Origin of the sequence: Micrococcus endophyticus (assembly GCF_014205115.1) — a bacterium.
Lineage (GTDB): Bacteria > Actinomycetota > Actinomycetes > Actinomycetales > Micrococcaceae > Micrococcus > Micrococcus endophyticus.
The window spans coordinates 575,523-592,573 of the sequence record NZ_JACHMW010000001.1 but is presented as its reverse complement, the minus strand read 5'-3'; the positions used below and the strand labels follow the sequence as shown (position 1 = coordinate 592,573).

Genomic DNA, 17,051 nt, shown 5'->3' with positions numbered 1-17,051 from the left:
CACGTTGTAGAAAACGACCGACGGCGACGGGCCTCGCCGGCGCCCCTGGCCTAGGATCGGGGGGCACGCACCGGTGAGACGAAGGAGGACCCATGACCCGCGCCCGCCTCGAAGGCGCCGTGATGGACCTCCTCTGGGACCACGCCGAGGGCCTCACGGCCGCCGAGGTCCGCACCCTCCTGCACCGCAAGGGCGCCCCGCCCGCCCTGACCACCGTCCACACGGCCCTCACCCGGCTGGCGGCCAAGGGCCGCGTGCGCCCCGCCGAGGGTGGCCGCCCCCGCCGCTTCCGCGCCGCCGTGACCCGGGAGGCCCACACGGCGGAGCTGCTGCGGGACCTCCTCGGCTCCGCCCCGGACCGGGAGACCGTCCTGGCCGCCTTCGTGGGCGGCATCTCGGAGACCGACTCCGCCGCCCTGCGCCGCCTGCTGGACTGACCCGGACGCCGAGGCACCGTGTCCGTCCCCGTCTTGCTGCTCGCCGTCGTCGCCGTGGCCCTGGCCGGACCCGTGCCCGTGCTGCTCGGGCGCGCCGCGTGGCCGGCCCGCTCCCCCGTGCTCGCCGCCCTCGCCTGGCAGGCCGTCGCCCTCGCCGGCGGACTCGCCCTGCTGGGCGCGCCCCTCGTGTGGGGCCTGCTGCCGTGGGGCGAGGGCCTCGTGGCGGCGGCGCCCCGGCTGGCCGCGCACCTGGCCGGCGACGCCGCCGCCGCGCCGCGGCCCACCGGCCTGCCCGTCGGCCTGCACCTGATGGCGGTGGGCGCCGGGGCCGGGATCGCGGTGCACCTGCTGCTCACCACGGCCGTGACCGCCGTCCGCACCCTGCGGGCCCGGGCCCGCCACCGGGACGCCGTCGAGCTCGTGGCCACGGGCCCCGCCGACGCGGGCCGGTGGCCCGGCGGGGCGCGCGGGGCCCGCGAGCTGCCCGTCGACGACCCGCTGGCCTACTGCGTGCCCGGCTCCCCGCGCGGAGGGGAGGCCCTCACCGTCGTCTCGAGCGGCCTGCTGGCGCGCCTGTCGCCGGAGGAGCTGGACGCCGTCGTGGCCCACGAGCGGGCCCACCTCGACCAGCACCACGGCCTGCTGCGCCTGGCCTTCGCCGCGTGGGCGCGGGCGTGCGCGTGGCTGCCCACCGCCGAGACCGCGCGCCTGGCCGTGGTCCAGGTGACCGAGATGCTCGCCGACGACGCCGCCCTGCGCCGTGCCCCGGCAGACGTGCTCGTCCGGGCCCTCGCGCAGGCCGCCCCGGGCCCCGACGCCGGTCCGGCCGGCCAGGCCGACGCGACCGGGCCGACCTCCGCGGGCCTCGGAGACCGGGCCGCGCGGCTGCTCACCCGGCCGGCGCCCCTGCCCGCCGCGGCGGCGGCGCTCGTGGCGGCGGCCTCCCTCGCCCTGCCGGCGGCCACCGCGGCCGCCCTGCTCGGCCTGCCCTGAGCCGGCGCCCCCGGGCGTGTTCGCCCCGGGCCGAGCGACACCCATCCCGGGCGGGCGTCCGCACCGCTCCGATAGAGTGACATCTCGCCTCACCCCGGGGTGAGTCCCCCGTCCTCCCGCAGATTGGTCCTGGTGACGAACGTGTCCGGCAACGCCAGCTACGAGTACTCCCGCGCCGCCCTCCTGGCGGTCACCGAGGTCGAGGCGCCCCTCGAGGTGACCTCGGACGACCTCGACGAGCGGCTGGCGGACGTGCTCCGGCGGCTCAAGCTCCCGCCCCACCTGCTGCAGCGCGTCGCGGGCGTGCGCGCCCGGCGCAACTGGGACGCCTCCCAGGACTTCCAGGAGGCCGCCGCGCAGGCCGGCACCGCCGCCCTCGCCGCCGCCGGGATCGGTCCCGAGCGCGTCGGGCTGCTCATCAACACCTCGGTGACCCGGGCGACCCTCGAGCCCTCCGTGGCCGTGCGGATCCACCACATGATGGGCCTGCCCACCTCGGCCACGAACTTCGACATCACCAACGCCTGCCTCGGCTTCGTCAACGGCCTGATGATGGCCTCCACCCTCGTGGACGCGGGCCAGGTGGACTACGCCGTGGTCGTCGCCAGCGAGGACGCCTCCAAGGTCCAGGACGCCACCGTGGAGAACCTGCACGCCTCCACCACGAACCGCGGCAACTTCATGGAGCAGTTCGCCTCCCTCACCCTGGGCTGCGGTGCCGCGGCCGCCGTCGTCGGCTCCATCGAGGACCACCCGGACGCCCACCGGATCGTCCGCGGCATCACCCGCGCCGGCACCGACCACCACGACCTGTGCGTCGGCGACCACCGCGGCATGTACACGGACTCCACCGCCCTGCTCAACGACGGCCTCGAGCTCGTCATGGACGCGTGGAACGACACCCCCGCCGAGTGGGCGTGGAAGGACGCGGACCGGTTCATCACCCACCAGGTCTCCCAGCTCCACACCAACGCGATCTCCGAGTCCGCCGGCCTGCCCCTGGACCGGATCCCGACGACGTTCCCCGTGCTGGGCAACGTCGGGCCGGCCTCGCTGCCCATCACCCTCGTGCGGGAGATGGACGAGCTGTCCGCCGGGGACACGGTGGTGTGCCTGGGCGTGGGCTCGGGCCTGAACACCGCCATGCTCGAGATCCAGTGGTGAACTGAAGGACCAGAGGAGACCCATGCCGCAGATCCCCGCCGCCCCCGCCGTCCTGCCCCCCGCCGACCGCCTGCCCGGCTGGGACCCGGCGTGGTCCCGCCTCGTGGAGATCCGCTCGGCCGCGGACCCGGAGGGGACGGTGCGCACCCTGCACGTGGCGGACACGGGCCCCGTGCTCGCGGCCGCCGGCGCCGAGATCGTGGGCACCATCGTGGCGGTGCACGGCAACCCCACCTGGTCCTGGCTGTGGCGCTCCCTGCTCGTCGAGACCGTCCGCCGCGCCCGGCGCGGCATGGCCGCGTGGCGCGTGGTGGCCCCGGACCAGCTGGACATGGGCTTCTCCGAGCGCCTCGCCCACCCGGGCCACCCCGCCGCCGCCTCGATGGGCCGTGACGGCGACACCTACCGCTCCCTCGGCGCGCGCATCGACGACCTCGACGCCCTGCTGGAGACGCTCGGCCTGCGGGACCTCGCGGCGACCGGACACCCGCTGATCACCCTCGGCCACGACTGGGGCGGCGTCGTCTCCCTCGGCTGGGCGGGCCGCAACCCGCAGCTCGTGGACGGCGTGGCCACCCTCAACACGGCGGTGCACCACCCGGAGGGCGCGCCCATCCCGGCGCCCCTGCAGGCCGCCCTGGCCGGGCCCGTGCTGCCCGCCTCCACCGTCCTGACGGACGCGTTCATCTCCGTGACCACCTCCCTGGCCAAGCCCGCCCTGGCCTCGGACGTGCGCGCCGCCTACCACCTGCCCTACGAGACCGCGGACCGCCGCGGCGGCGTCGGCGGCTTCGTGGCGGACATCCCCGCCGAGCCCTCGCACGGCAGCCACGCCGAGCTGCGGCGCGTGTGGGAGGGCGTCTCCGCGCTCGGCCGGGCCGGCACGCCCGCGCTCATCCTGTGGGGCGCCGACGACCCCGTGTTCCTGGACCGCTACCTCGACGACCTGCGCGACCGCCTGCCCCAGGCGCGCGTGCACCGCTACGAGGAAGCCGGCCACCTGCTGGTCGACGACCGCGACGTCACCGCCCCCCTGCTGCAGTGGGCCCAGCTGCTGCGCGCCGGGCAGCTGGACGACCCCGGCTCGGGCCTGCCCGGGCCCGTGCCGCACGCGTCGGCTGCGTCCCCGGCGGACGAGGACGGGCTCCACGTGGACCTGGGCGAGCACGCCGCGCCCGCCGGCGACGACGTCGCCCGCCTGTGGGACCACCTGCGCGACTGGGGCGCCCCCGGCTCCGAGCACCGCGAGTACACCGCCCTCGTGGACATGGCCGGCGCGCAGACCGGCCGGTCCCTCGTGGGCGGTGCCCGCCGCCCCGTGGCCGTGAGCTGGGGCGAGCTCCACGAGACCGTCTCGGCGATCGCCACCGGCCTGTGGGCCGCCGGCATGCGCCCGGGCGACCGCGTCGCCATGCTCGTGCCCCCGGGCCGCGACCTCTCCGCCGCGCTCTACGCGGTGCTGCGCGTGGGCGGCGTGGCCGTGGTGGCCGACCAGGGCCTCGGCATCGCCGGCATGACCCGTGCCATGAAGTCCGCCCGGCCGCGCTGGATCATCGGGCGCACCCCCGGCCTCACCCTGGCCCGCGCCCAGTCCTGGCCCGGCACCCGGATCTCCGTCACCGAGCCCGGCGCAGCCCAGAAGCGGCTGCTCGACGTCTCGGACTCGATCTACGCCATGATCGAGCGGCATCGGGACCCGGCCGTCGGCGAGCCCGTGGACGAGCACGGGAGCCCGCTGCCCGAGCCCGCCCTCGCCGCGGACGCCGCCGTCCTGTTCACCTCCGGCTCCACGGGGCCGGCCAAGGGCGTCGTCTACACGCACGAGCGCCTGGGCCGCCTCGTGACGATGATCTCCCGGACCCTGGGCATCCGGCCCGGCGGCTCGCTCCTGGCCGGGTTCGCGCCCTTCGCGCTGCTCGGCCCGGCCCTCGGCGCCGCCTCCGTGTCCCCGGACATGGACGTCACCAAGCCGGCCACGCTGACCGCGCGGAGCCTGGCGGACGCCGCGATCGCCGGCCAGTCCACCGTGCTCTTCGCCTCCCCCGCCGCGCTGGCCAACGTGGTCGCCACCGCCGACGGCCTCGACGCCGCGCGTCGGGACGCCCTGGACGCGGTGCGCCTCGTGCTCTCCGCCGGCGCGCCCGTGCACCCCCAGTTGATGCGACAGGTCCGGGACCTCATGCCCAACGCGGAGGTCCACACGCCGTGGGGCATGACCGAGGGCCTGCTGCTCACGGACATCGACGGCGAGACCGTGCAGCGGCTGCGCGGCGCCGACGACGAGGGCGTGTGCGTGGGCACCGCCCTGCCCACGGTGTCCCTGGCCATCGCCCCGCTGCTCGAGGACGGCACCGCCGAGGACCTCATCCTCGACCCCGCCCAGGGCCACGGCGTGCTCGGCGAGATCGTGGTGAGCGCCCCGCACCTGAAGGACCGGTACGACGCGCTCTGGCACACCGACCAGCAGAGCAAGCGGGACGGCCTGTGGCGCCGCGACGGCCGCGTCTGGCACCGCACCGCGGACATCGGCCACTTCGACGCCGAGGGGCGCGTCTGGCTCGAGGGCCGGCTGCAGCATGTCATCACCACCCCCGAGGGGCCGCTCGGCCCCGGCGGCCCCGAGAAGACCGTGGACGCGCTCGGCCCCGTCCGGCGCAGCGCCGTGGTGGGTGTGGGCCCGCGGGGCACCCAGGCCGTCGTCGTGGTGGTGGAGGCCGCGGTCCCGGCCACCCGGCCGGCGCGCCGCGCCGGGCAGCACCGGGACGGGCGACCCAAGCAGGGCCTGGCCCCCACCGCCCTGGCCTCCGCCGTGCGCGCGGCGCTCGAGCCGCTGCCCGTGGCCGCCGTTCTGGTGGCCGACGAGATCCCCACCGACATCCGGCACAACTCGAAGATCGACCGGGCCCGCGTGGCCCGCTGGGCCGAGGGCGTGCTGGCCGGCGGACGGGCAGGCGCGCTGTGAGCGGGTTCGGCTACGACGTCGGCCTCGACGAGGCGGGCATGCCCGAGCTCGTGGAGCGCCTTGAGAGCCGGCGCGTCCTGGTGACCGGGGCCTCGGGCCTGCTCGGCGCCGGCGTCGCCCGGGTGCTCGCGGACGCGGGCAACGACGTCGTGACGCTGCAGCGCCGGCCCTCCGGCGTGGCGGGCGCCCGCGACGTGCAGGGCTCGGTCACCGACCCGGCCGCCGTCGAGCGCGCCGTGGCCGGGGTGGACACCGTGGTGCACGTGGCCGCGAAGGTCTCCGTCTCCGGTCCCGAGCACGAGTTCGAGGCCGTGAACGTGGAGGGCACCCGCATCCTGCTGCACGCCGCCCAGCGGCACGGGGTGCGCCGGTTCGTGCACATCTCCTCCCCCTCGGTGGCCCACGCGGGCGACTCGATCGTGGGCGAGGGCGCCGGCCCCGCCAGCCCCGAGCACGCGCGCGGACCGTACGCGCGCACGAAGGCGGCGGGCGAGCGGCTCGCCCTGGCCGCGAACCGGGACGACTTCCGCGTGATGGTGCTGCGCCCCCACCTGATGTGGGGCCCCGGGGACATGCAGCTCACCGACCGCATCGTGCAGCGGGCGCGCGCCGGGCGGATGCCCGTGCTGGGCACCGGCGCGCCGCTGATCGACACGCTCTACACGGGCAACGCCGTCGAGGCCGTGGTGGCCGCCGTGTCCGCGGCCGACCACCACCACGGCGAGGCACTCGTGGTGACCAACGGCGAGCCGCGCCCCGTGGGCGAGCTGGTCCGCCAGATCGCCCTCGCCGGCGGCGCCGAGGAGCCCGAGCGCCACGTGCCCGCCGGCCTCGCCCGCCGGGCCGGGGCCCTGATCGAGCGCGCCTGGGAGCGGGACCTGTTCGGCCTGCGATCGCGCGGCGTCGGCTCCGACGACGGCGAGCCCCCGCTCACCGAGTTCCTCGCCGAGCAGCTCTCCACCGCCCACTGGTTCGACCAGCGCCGCACCCGCGAAGTGCTCGACTGGACCCCGTCCGTGAGCATCGACGAGGGCCTACACCGCCTCGCGGCGTACTACCGCGCCCGCTGACTCCGGCCCGTCCCCTCCCCCGCCGCCCCCACGCTTTCGTGCGGGAAACGGGAGCCTTCCGGGGTGCTTTCGTGCGGGAAACGGGAGCCTTCCCGCCAGCCGGTCGACGGTCCGGGCCGGACGACGTCGGGAACGGGCTGGGGCGTCGGCGTCGTGGTGAGGGAGAGCACGCCGTGCACGGCCGACGCCACCGCGGCCGCCAGCACGGCCGCCGCGGGATACTGCAGTGCTGGGTCCGGCAGGGCCCCGATGACCCACGCCGGCACCACGGACAGCCCGACGGTCAGCAGGACGACCAGCGCCCCGAAGGCCGTCGACGCCAGGACGATGCGCAGCCGCCACGCCCTCCGTGTCATCGGGGCGTCTCGTGCATTCCTGTGTGAAGGCATGCCGTCAGGCTCTCACAGCGGCTGAGGACCGGGCCCTGGGGTGAGGGCCCGAGCCTCCCTTTTCCCACACGAAAACGCCCGGGAAGCCTCCCGTTTCCCGCACGAAAACGTCCGGGATGCCTCCCGTTTCCCGCACGAAAGCGGGTCGGTTCAGGCGTCGATCCGCTCGCGGTCCAGCTCGTCCGCGTGGGAGACGATGAAGTCCTTGCGCGGGGCCACGGAGGAGCCCATGAGCAGGTCGAACACCCGCTCGGCCGCCTCCACCTCGGCGATGTTCACGCGGCGCAGGGTGCGGTGCCGGGGGTCCATGGTGGTCTCCGCCAGCTGGTCCGCGTCCATCTCGCCCAGGCCCTTGTAGCGCTGGATGGGCTCCTTGTAGGACCGCCCCTCCTTCTCCAGCCGGGCGAGCGTGGCGTAAAGCTCCTGCTCGGAGTACGTGTAGATGACCTCGCGCTCCTTCACGCCCTTGGTCACGGCCTCGATCCGGTGCAGCGGGGGCACGGCGGCGAACACGCGGCCGGCCTCCACCATGGGGCGCATGTAGCGGAAGAACAGGGTCAGCAGAAGGGTGCGGATGTGGGCGCCGTCCACGTCCGCGTCCGTCATCAGCACCACCTTGCCGTAGCGGGCGGCGTCCAGGTCGAAGCTGCGCCCGGCGCCGCCGCCGACCACCTGGATCAGGGCCGCGCACTCGGCGTTGGCCAGGATGTCCGAGACGGAGGCCTTCTGGACGTTGAGGATCTTGCCGCGGATGGGCAACAGCGCCTGGAAGTCCGAGGAGCGGGCCAGCTTGGCGGTGCCCAGCGCGGAGTCGCCCTCCACGATGAACAGCTCGGAGGAGGCGACGTCGTTGCTGCGGCAGTCGGCCAGCTTGGCGGGCATGGTGGAGGTCTCCAGCGCGTTCTTGCGGCGCTGGTTCTCCTTGTGCGTGCGGGCCGAGATGCGCGACTTCATCTCGGCGACGACCTTCTCCAGCAGGACGTGCACCTGCTGCTTCTGGGCGCGCGCCGTGGCGGTGAGGCGGGCAGTCAGCTCCTTCTCCACGACCTGCGCCACGATGCGGCGCACGGCGGAGGTGCCGAGGATCTCCTTCGTCTGGCCCTCGAACTGGGGCTCGGCGAGCCGGACGGTGAGCACCGCCGTCATGCCGGCCAGCACGTCGTCCTTCTCCACCTTGTCCGAACCGGCCTTCAGGCGGCGGGCGTTGGACTCGACCTGGGTGCGGAACGCCTTGAGCAGCGCGGCCTCGAACCCGGACTGGTGGGTGCCGCCCTTGGGGGTGGCGATGATGTTCACGAACGAGCGGAACACGGTGTCGTAGCCGACGTCCCACCGCAGCGCGAGGTCGACCTCGCACGTGCGCTGCACGTCCTGCATGGCGGTGCGCCCGTCCTCGCCGAGCACAGGGACACGCTCCTTGAACGATCCGGACCCCTGGATCCGCCACACGTCCGTGACCGGCGTGGCGGGGGTGAGGTGCTCCACGAACTCGGAGATGCCGCCGTCGTACTGGAAGACCTCCTCCACCGGTCCCTCCGCCCCGGGGGTGCCCGGCCGGCGGCGCAGGTCCTTGACGGTGATGCGCAGCCCGGGGATCAGGTACGCGGTCTGCCGCGCGCGGGCGTGCAGGTCGTCCGCGGAGAACGCGGCGTCCTTGATGAAGATCTGCTCGTCCGCCCAGTACCGCACGCGGGTGCCGGTCTGACCGCGCTTGGCCTTGCCGACGACGTCCAGCGGCGAGGCGTCCGTGGACGGCTCGAAGGGGGCGTCCGGGGACGGGCGCGAGCCGTCCTGGAAGCGGCCGGGCTCGCCGCGGCGGAAGGACATCTGATGCACCTTGCCGCCGCGCAGCACCTGCACGTCCAGGCGGGAGGAGAGCGCGTTGACCACGGAGGCGCCCACGCCGTGCAGGCCGCCGGAGGCCGCGTAGGAGCCGCCGCCGAACTTGCCGCCGGCGTGCAGCTTGGTGAAGACCACCTCGACGCCGGACAGGCCGGTGCGCGGCTCCACGTCCACGGGGATGCCGCGCCCGCTGTCCTCGACCTCCACGGAGCCGTCCGGGTGGAGCGTGATCTCGATCGACTGGCCGTAGCCGGCCAGCGCCTCGTCCACCGAGTTGTCGATGATCTCCCAGAGGCAGTGCATGAGGCCGCGGGAGTCGGTGGAGCCGATGTACATGCCCGGCCGCTTGCGCACGGCCTCGAGCCCCTCCAGGACGGAGAGGTGGCGGGCGTTGTACTCGGAGTTCGCGGGCACGGGGGGCCTTTCGGTGGACGACGACGGCCCGTCCAGCGTACTCCGCGCCCCGGACGCGACAGGGCCGCGGCGGGGGTCCCGGCCCGTGGCCCGGCGCGGCGGCCGAGGGCCGGCGCGTACGCGGCTGGCGAAACACGCTCCCGGGTGCGGACAGGGCGGGAAGTTCCCTGCCATCCTTGCTGTTCCATGGGACAAGAGGAGGACCGGCCCGCCCCCACGGCGACGCCGCCCTCCGGACCCGAGAGACCTGAGGAGGACTCCATGTCCATCACCGCCGTGGCCGAGCCGGCCGCCCTCACCCGTTCCGACCGCTGCGACCGCTGCGGAGCCCAGGCCTACGTCCGCGCGGTGCTGCCCTCCGGCGGCGCCCTCCAGTTCTGCGGCCACCACGCCCGCGCCGTGGAGGACGCGCTGCGTCCCCAGGCCGCTCACTGGCAGGACGAGACCGACCGCCTGACCGCCGGCGCCTGACCGCGGCGCACGCCTCGCGCGCCGGCGAGGCGCCCCGCACAGCCGAAGGGCCGGACCCTCGCGGGGGTCCGGCCCTTCGTCATGCCGCCTCGGCTCAGTCCAGGTAGTCCCGGAGCACCTGCGAGCGGGACGGGTGGCGCAGCTTGGACATGGTCTTGGACTCGATCTGGCGGATGCGCTCGCGCGTCACGCCGTAGACCTTGCCGATCTCGTCCAGGGTCTTGGGCTGGCCGTCGGTGAGACCGAAGCGCATCGCGACCACGCCGGCCTCGCGCTCCGAGAGCGTGTCCAGGACGGAGTGCAGCTGCTCCTGCAGGAGCGTGAAGGACACGGCGTCCGCGGGGACTACGGCCTCGGAGTCCTCGATGAGGTCGCCGAACTCGGAGTCGCCGTCCTCGCCGAGCGGGGTGTGCAGCGAGATCGGCTCGCGGCCGTACTTCTGCACCTCCACGACCTTCTCCGGGGTCATGTCCAGCTCCTTGGCCAGCTCCTCCGGGGTGGGCTCGCGGCCGAGGTCCTGAAGCATCTGGCGCTGCACGCGGGCGAGCTTGTTGATGACCTCCACCATGTGCACGGGGATGCGGATGGTGCGTGCCTGGTCCGCCATGGCACGGGTGATGGCCTGTCGGATCCACCACGTGGCGTAGGTGGAGAACTTGAAGCCCTTGGTGTAGTCGAACTTCTCCACGGCGCGGATGAGGCCGAGGTTGCCCTCCTGGATCAGGTCCAGGAACAGCATGCCGCGGCCGGTATAGCGCTTGGCCAGCGAGACCACCAGGCGCAGGTTGGCCTCGAGCAGGTGGTTCTTGGCCTTGCGGCCGTCCGCGATGATCAGCTGGATGTCGCGGCGCTCGCGGTAGTCGTCGGAGGCCTCGGCCTGCACCACGTGCTCGGCGTAGAGGCCGGCCTCGATGCGCATGGCGAGGTCCACCTCCTGCTCCGCGTTGAGCAGGGCGACCTTGCCGATCTGCTTGAGGTAGTCCTTCACCGGGTCGGCGGTGGCGCCGGCCACCACGACCTGCTGGACCGGGGCGTCGTCCTCGGAGTCGTCCACGACGAACGCGCCCTTGGTCTGGGCCACGGCCTGGCCGGAGCCGGCCTTGGTGCCGGTCACGGCCTCCTGGTCCATGGCCGGGGCGTCGGGGGCGTCCGAGCCGTCGGCGTCCTCGTCGTCCGAGTCCTCCGTGGCGGCCTTGGCCTCGCCGTCGACGAGGTCGGCCACGTCCGCGTCCACGGCGTCGGCGGCGTCGGTGCGCTCGACGGCGTCCGCCAGCTCCTCGTCCTGCTCTGCCTGGGCGGCGGCGGACGCGGTCGCCTTCTTGCCCTTGGCGGTCGCGGCGGGCGCGGCCTTCTTCCGGGCGGTCGTCTTGGCGGCCGGCTTGGTCGCGGTCGACTTGGCGGCGGTCGTCTTCGACGCAGCGGTCCGGCGGGTGGTGGTCTTCGCGGGGGCCTCGCCGTCTGCCGCGGCAGTCTTGGCGGCCGCCTTGGTGGCGGCGCCCTTGGCCGCGGCCGACTTCGCGGTCGACTTGGCGGCCGTCGTGGAGGAGGCGGTCTTGCGCGCGGCGGTGCCCTTGGCCGTGGTGCTCTTCGCCGCGGTCGTCTTCTTCGCGGCCGTGGAGCGGGAGCGCGTGGTGGCGGCGCCGGAGTCGGTGGTCTCCGGGGCGTCCTGCGCACCGTTGGTCGTCGACGTGGTCACTCGAGGCCTTTCCGTCTGGTCCGCGGTCGTCCGCGGAGCCGTGCAGTCCATATACGCGTGACCCTGTCAAGTCCCGGCCTCGGACGGCGTCGGCCGTCCGGGCCCGCAGACTGCAGGGTCCGTGCGTGTCCAACACCGGCGGTGCGGGATCTATTCCGCCTCCCCGGGAACGGGCCCGGGAGTGCCCGCCGACATGGAGCCGGACCATCCTCTCACGCGCGGCCTACGCCCCGGGCCGCCACGCGGTGTCCGGGTGCGCCGCCCAGCCGGCCACGCACCCCGTGTCGACGACGCGGCGCATCAGCGTGACGAACGGGTCGTCCGGCGCCAGCTCGGCCGCGGCCGCCAGGTGGGCCGCCGCGTCCGAGCCCTGGCCGCGCGCCCAGCCCACCCAGCCGGCCAGGGCCAGCGCCTGGGCGGCCGCCGGCGGCGGGGCGGCCGGCACGAGGCGGCGCAGGCCCGCGCGCAGCCGGTCGAGCCGCTCCCAGGGCGGGGCCTGCTCGGAGCCGGCTATGAGGAATCGCTCGCGCTCGGCGGGCTCCGGCGGCGGGTCGCCGGGGCGCACGGCGGCGTGGAGCACGAGCGCATCGCGCCAAGAGGGGAGGGTCAGGGGCGCACCCAGGACCGCGGCATCCGCGGACGGGTGCTCCTCCGTCCCGGACACCGGGGCGGTCCCCTCGGCGGTCACGGGCCGGGCCGCGCCCCGCTCCCGCGCCAGGACGGACTCCCACTGCGAGAGCCACACCCGGCGCGCCGCGTCGTCGTCCGCCGCCGGCGCCCGCCACGACGCGGCGCGCCGACCGCGCGGCACGGGCCCCGCCCGCGGGACCGGCTCGGGCGCGGCCGCGCGGTCCCACACCGAGCCCCGGGCCATCAGGTGCAGGGACAGCGGGGCGCTGCGCGGGTCGACGTCGTGGTCCTGCCCGCGGTCCCGGCCGCTCCACGGGCGGGCGCGGCCTCCGGCGGTGGTCCAGGCCCCGGCCAGGGGCCGGCCCGCCACCGCCAGGGCCGCCGTCAGCGCGGCGGCGCAGGACGGGGCGTCGAGCCCGGGCGCCGGCCCGGCGGGCAGGGCGAGGGCCAGGACGGCGTCGGCCTCGGCATCGCGGCGGCAGACCCCGGCCACCGCGCGGGCCCACTCGACCGCCTCCGCCGGATCGGGCGGGGCGGGCGCGGCGGAGGGCTCGGGCAGGTCGACGCGGACCACGGCGCGCAGGCGCCCCGCGGCGAGGGTGATGAGCAGCAGGCTGCCGGCCGGCAGCCGGCCCAGGGCGTGGCCGGCGTAGGCGAGGAGGTCCTCCGGGCCGCGGGCGGGGAGGACGGGGACGTCAAGGGAGGCGGCGGGTTCCATGCCGCCACCCTGGCGGCCCGGGCCGTCCGCGGCGGGTCAGCGCTCGTCGTCGGTGGACGGGCGGGGCGGTCCGTCCTCCTGTGCAGGAGCGGACCCGTCCGGGCCGGCCCGGCCGGCGAGGTACGCCTCCACGGCGGAGGCGAGCTCGTCGCCGTCGGGCAGGCCCTCCTCCGTCTCCAGGAGGGAGCGCTCCTGGTCCTCGGCGTTCTGGTCGAAGTTGCGCTCCAGCCCGGCGATCATCTGCTGGACCTCCTCCGAGCCGGAGACCTGCCGCTCCAGCTCGGCCTCGATCTCGCGGGAGGCGTCCCGCAGGTCGTCCGAGGGCAGCATGAGCCCCATGGCCGCGCCGGCGTACTCGAGGGCGGCGACCGCGGCCTGCGGGAAGGACGCCTCGGCCACGTAGTGCGGCACGTGCACCGTGTAGCCGGCCGTCGGGATCCCGGCCTCGTCCGCGCGCAGCTCGAGCATCTGGAGCAGCCCCGAGACGATCTCCGCCTCCGGGCTCCACGTGGACAGGCCCTCGACGGCCTCGGCCCGGGTGCCGTGCGTGGTCACGCCGATCCGCCGGGTGTGGGGCACGGGCAGCGGCGCGGCGTCGAGGAAGGTCAGGGAGTCCACCTGCCACTCCTCGGCGAGGCCCAACACGGCCTCGACGACGGCCTGCCAGCGGAAGTCGGGCTCGGGCCCGGCCAGGAGCAGGAACGGGTGGCCGATCAGGTCCTCCACGAGCTGCACCTCCAGGGTGGGCAGCCGCAGGTCACGGTAGCGGTCCCGGTCGAAGCGCATGCGGGGGCGGCGGGCGCGGTAGTCGAACATGGAGTCCACGTCGAAGGAGGCCACGGTGCGGTGCTCCAGGTGCTCGCGCAGGGCGGTGCGCACCTGGCGGCTGACGCGGCCCGCGTCCATGTGCCCGGTGAGGGTGACGAGCAGGGCGAGCCCCGGCGGCACGGCCTCGGCGTCGTGTCGCGTGTAGATCGGAGCGGCGTCCTGCACGTCGGGTCCCCTTCGTCCGTGGTCCTGTCCCCGCGGGGGCCTGCGGCCCCGCGAGGGCGACGCAGCGGCGCGTCCCGCGTCCTGTCTCGTCAGTCAACCACGGGGCCGGGTCCGCCTATTCCGCGCCCGCGCGCCCTGGACCGCGGCGCGAGGCCGGTGGCTAGGATGACGCGGGACGGCCCGGCCCACCCCGCCGGGCGCATTCCCGAGACCCCCGGAAGAGAGGCCCGTCCGTGATCACCCTGGACCGCCCGACCCTGACCGCCCGCACCCTGGAGGACGTGAGCGCCTCGGCCCTCGTGGTAGGGGTGGGGACCGGCCCGGACGGCCCCGTGCTGCTGACGGACGCCCTGGACGCCCCGGCCGCCTCCGCCCTCGAGGCCTCCTTCGACCTGCTCGGCGTGCGCGGCGCCCAGGACGAGGTGCACCGCCTGCCCGGCCTGGGCGGCTCGCCGGTGCCGATGCTCGTCCTCGTGGGCGTGGGCCCGCTCGACGACGACGGAGAGGTCTCGGACGAGGCCCTGCGCCGCGCGGCCGGCGCGGCCGTGCGCTCCCTGGCCGGCACGGACGCCGTCGCCCTGGCCCTGCCCGCCGACACCGCGCAGCGGCTCTCCGCCGTGGCCGAGGGCGCGTCGATGGGCGCCTACGCGTTCACCGCCCTGAAGTCCGAGAAGGCCCGTGAGGAGGCGGAGAAGTCCCGGCCGGTCCGCGGCCTCGAGTTCGTCACCGCCCTCGGCGCCGAGGAGGCCGAGGCGGCCCTGCGCCGGGCCGCCGTGCTGGGCGACGCCGTCTGCGCCGTGCGCGACCTCGTGAACACCGCCCCCTCCCACCTGTACCCCGGCACCTTCGCCGACGCCGTTGCGCAGGACCTCTCCGGCTCCTCCGTGAGCGTGGACGTCTGGGACGAGGAGCGCCTGACCGCCGAGGGCTTCGGCGGCATCCTGGCCATCGGCCAGGGCTCCTCCCGCCCGCCGCGCCTCGTGCGCATCGAGCACGCCCCGGCGGAGGCGAAGGCGCACATCGCCCTGGTGGGCAAGGGCATCACCTTCGACACCGGCGGCATCTCGCTGAAGCCGGCGGCCTCGATGATGACCATGAAGTCGGACATGGCCGGCGCGGCCACCGTGTTCGCCGTGGTCCGCGCCGCCGCCGCCCTCGACGTGCCGGTCAAGGTGACCGGCTGGCTGGCGCTGGCCGAGAACATGCCCTCGGACACCGCGATCCGCCCGTCCGACGTCGTCACCATGTATGGCGGCAAGACGGTGGAGATCATGAACACCGACGCCGAGGGCCGCGTGGTCATGGCCGACGCCCTCGTCGCCGCCACGGACGAGCGCCCGGACGCCGTGCTCGACGTCGCCACCCTCACCGGCGCGCAGATGGTCGCCCTGGGCACCCGCTACACCGGCGTGATGGGCGACGACGCCCTGCGCACCGAGGTCGTCGAGGCCGCCGACCGCGTGGGCGAGCTGGCCTGGGCCATGCCCATCCCGGAGAACCAGCGCGCGTCCCTGAACTCCCGGGTCGCAGACATCTCCAACATGGGCGACCGCTTCGGCGGCATGATGACCGCCGCGGCCTTCCTCCGTGAGTTCGTCGACGCCGGCCGCACCGGCGAGGAGGACGCCCCCCGCACCCCGTGGGCCCACCTCGACATCGCCGGCCCGTCCTTCAACGAGTCGGCCGCCCACGGCTACACCCCGCAGGACGCGACCGGCGTGATGGTGCGGACCCTGATGGGTCTCATCGAGGGGCGCGGCCGGTAAGGTTGTCCCCGATGTCCGTCGCCCGAGAGGTCGGCCGGCCCGCCGCCGGCCGACCGGGGCGACGGTGAAGCAGCAGCACCACGTTCCATCGAACCCAGCATCAAGGAGCAACACCGTGGCCGATTCGGCAACCGCTCAGGAATTCGACGTCCTCGTCCTCGGCGGTGGCTCCGCCGGGTACGCCGCAGCCCTGCGTTCCGTGCAATACGGCAAGTCCGTGGCCCTCGTGGAGAAGTCCAAGCTCGGCGGCACCTGCCTGCACTGGGGCTGCATCCCCACCAAGGCCTACCTCCACGCCGCCGAGGTGGCCGACGAGACCCGCAACTCCGCCAAGTTCGGCGTCAACGCGACCCTCGAGTCCGTGGACATGGCCAAGGTGCGCGACTACAAGGACGGCATCGTCGCCGGCAAGCACAAGGGCCTGACCGGCCTGCTGAAGATGCGCAAGGTCCAGGTCATCGAGGGCGAGGGCAAGCTCGTCTCGAAGAACGAGGTCGAGGTCGACGGCACCCGCTACAAGGCCGAGAACATCGTGCTCGCCTCCGGCTCCGTGGCCAAGACCATGGGCCTGCCGATCTCGAAGAAGATCATGACCTCCACCGAGGCCCTCGAGCTGGACTACACCCCGAAGTCGGCCATCGTGCTCGGCGGCGGCGTCATCGGCTCCGAGTTCGCCTCCCTGTGGAACTCCTTCGGCGTCGAGGTCACCATCATCGAGGGCCTGGAGACCCTGGTCCCCAACGAGGACCCGGCGATCATCAAGGTGCTCGCCCGCGAGTTCAAGAAGAAGGGCATCAAGACCAACCTGGGCACCTTCTTCGACAAGGTCGAGGAGACCGACTCGGGCGTTAAGGTGACCCTGGCGGACGGCAAGGAGTTCGAGGCCGAGGTCTGCCTCGTCGCCGTGGGCCGCGGCCCGAACACCGAGGGCCTCGGCTACGAGGAGCAGGGCATCACGATGGATCGCGGCTTCGTGATCACCGACGAGCGCCTGCACACCGGCGTTGGCAGCATCTACGCCGTGGGCGACATCGTCCCCGGCCTGCAGCTGGCCCACCGCGGCTACCAGCAGGGCATCTTCGTGGCCGAGGAGATCGCCGGGAACTCCCCGATGGTGGTCGAGGACATCAACATCCCCAAGGTCACCTTCACCGAGCCGGAGATCATGTCCGTGGGCTACACCCAGCCCAAGGCCGAGGAGAAGTTCGGCAAGGACAACGTCGAGGTCGTCGAGTACAACCTCGCCGGCAACGGCAAGTCCTCGATCCTGGGCACCGGCGGCATCATCAAGATGGTGCGCCAGAAGAACGGCCCGATCGTGGGCGTCCACGGCATCGGCAAGCGCATCGGCGAGCAGATCGGCGAGGCGCAGCTCATCGTGAACTGGGAGGCCTATCCGGAAGACGTCGCCCAGTTCGTGCACGCCCACCCGACGCAGAACGAGGCGCTCGGCGAGGCCGCGATGGCCCTGTTCGGCCACCCGCTGCACGGCTGAGCCGACCCGCC

12 protein-coding genes are annotated in these 17,051 nt (G+C 74.7%); 8 read left to right on the top strand and 4 right to left on the bottom strand.

Translation table 11 applies throughout. The features are described from left to right. The first annotated feature begins 92 nt into the window (after positions 1-92). The 5 genes from HDA33_RS02705 to HDA33_RS02685 all read left to right on the top strand — a co-directional run bounded on the left by HDA33_RS02705 (position 93) and on the right by HDA33_RS02685 (position 6,626). Positions 93-437, top strand: a complete 345-nt coding sequence (locus HDA33_RS02705) for a BlaI/MecI/CopY family transcriptional regulator (RefSeq protein ID WP_184170652.1) — start codon at positions 93-95, stop codon at positions 435-437. A gap of 18 nt (positions 438-455) precedes the next feature. Further along, positions 456-1,430, top strand: a complete 975-nt coding sequence (locus HDA33_RS02700) for a M48 family metalloprotease (RefSeq protein WP_184170649.1) — start codon at positions 456-458, stop codon at positions 1,428-1,430. 132 nt (positions 1,431-1,562) lie between these two features. Further along, positions 1,563-2,594, top strand: a complete 1,032-nt coding sequence (locus HDA33_RS02695; RefSeq protein ID WP_017489669.1) for a 3-oxoacyl-ACP synthase III — start codon at positions 1,563-1,565, stop codon at positions 2,592-2,594. 22 nt (positions 2,595-2,616) lie between these two features. Continuing rightward, a complete protein-coding gene (locus HDA33_RS02690; protein WP_184170646.1) occupies positions 2,617-5,556 on the top strand; it encodes an alpha/beta fold hydrolase in 2,940 nt (979 codons plus the stop codon). Further along, positions 5,553-6,626 (top strand): NAD-dependent epimerase/dehydratase family protein, encoded by a 1,074-nt coding sequence (locus tag HDA33_RS02685; RefSeq protein WP_184170643.1) that lies wholly within the window; start codon positions 5,553-5,555, stop codon positions 6,624-6,626. Before HDA33_RS02690 ends, HDA33_RS02685 begins: the two co-directional genes overlap by 4 nt. Positions 6,627-7,165: 539 nt before the next feature. Here HDA33_RS02685 and HDA33_RS02680 read toward each other — a convergent pair. Next, on the bottom strand, positions 7,166-9,271 hold the full coding sequence (locus HDA33_RS02680; protein WP_017489671.1) for a DNA gyrase/topoisomerase IV subunit B: 2,106 nt from the start codon (positions 9,269-9,271) through the stop codon (positions 7,166-7,168). Positions 9,272-9,532: 261 nt separating this feature from the next. Here HDA33_RS02680 and HDA33_RS02675 point away from each other — a divergent pair, with 261 nt between their 5' ends. Then, positions 9,533-9,742 (top strand): DUF7455 domain-containing protein, encoded by a 210-nt coding sequence (locus HDA33_RS02675; protein WP_080981729.1) that lies wholly within the window; start codon positions 9,533-9,535, stop codon positions 9,740-9,742. A gap of 94 nt (positions 9,743-9,836) precedes the next feature. On the opposite strand, the gene HDA33_RS02670 is transcribed toward HDA33_RS02675, so the two are convergent. From HDA33_RS02670 to HDA33_RS02660, 3 genes are all read right to left on the bottom strand, one after another. Then, on the bottom strand, positions 9,837-11,489 hold the full coding sequence (locus HDA33_RS02670) for an RNA polymerase sigma factor (RefSeq protein ID WP_184170640.1): 1,653 nt from the start codon (positions 11,487-11,489) through the stop codon (positions 9,837-9,839). Positions 11,490-11,661: 172 nt separating this feature from the next. Further along, positions 11,662-12,786 carry a DUF4192 family protein gene (locus tag HDA33_RS02665; RefSeq protein ID WP_184170637.1) on the bottom strand — a complete coding sequence of 375 codons (1,125 nt, stop codon included), beginning with the start codon at positions 12,784-12,786 and terminating at the stop codon, positions 11,662-11,664. Positions 12,787-12,822: 36 nt separating this feature from the next. Beyond that, positions 12,823-13,779 (bottom strand): PAC2 family protein, encoded by a 957-nt coding sequence (locus HDA33_RS02660; protein ID WP_158494495.1) that lies wholly within the window; start codon positions 13,777-13,779, stop codon positions 12,823-12,825. 233 nt (positions 13,780-14,012) lie between these two features. Here HDA33_RS02660 and HDA33_RS02655 point away from each other — a divergent pair, with 233 nt between their 5' ends. Both HDA33_RS02655 and lpdA read left to right on the top strand, forming a co-directional pair. Beyond that, a complete protein-coding gene (locus HDA33_RS02655; RefSeq protein WP_184170634.1) occupies positions 14,013-15,545 on the top strand; it encodes a leucyl aminopeptidase in 1,533 nt (510 codons plus the stop codon). A 115-nt stretch (positions 15,546-15,660) separates the two neighbouring features. After that, positions 15,661-17,040, top strand: a complete 1,380-nt coding sequence (gene lpdA / locus HDA33_RS02650; RefSeq protein ID WP_158491978.1) for a dihydrolipoyl dehydrogenase — start codon at positions 15,661-15,663, stop codon at positions 17,038-17,040. The last annotated feature ends 11 nt before the right edge of the window (positions 17,041-17,051 follow it).

What these genes read in the sequence shown, in the direction of transcription:
- HDA33_RS02705 (WP_184170652.1), top strand. Translation starts at nt 93, where the DNA reads ATGACCCGCGCCCGCCTCGAAGGCGCCGTGATGGACCTCCTCTGGGAC.
- HDA33_RS02690 (WP_184170646.1), top strand. Translation starts at nt 2,617, where the DNA reads ATGCCGCAGATCCCCGCCGCCCCCGCCGTCCTGCCCCCCGCCGACCGC.
- HDA33_RS02675 (WP_080981729.1), top strand. Translation starts at nt 9,533, where the DNA reads ATGTCCATCACCGCCGTGGCCGAGCCGGCCGCCCTCACCCGTTCCGAC.
- HDA33_RS02670 (WP_184170640.1), bottom strand. Translation starts at nt 11,489, where the DNA reads ATGGACTGCACGGCTCCGCGGACGACCGCGGACCAGACGGAAAGGCCT.
- HDA33_RS02665 (WP_184170637.1), bottom strand. Translation starts at nt 12,786, where the DNA reads ATGGAACCCGCCGCCTCCCTTGACGTCCCCGTCCTCCCCGCCCGCGGC.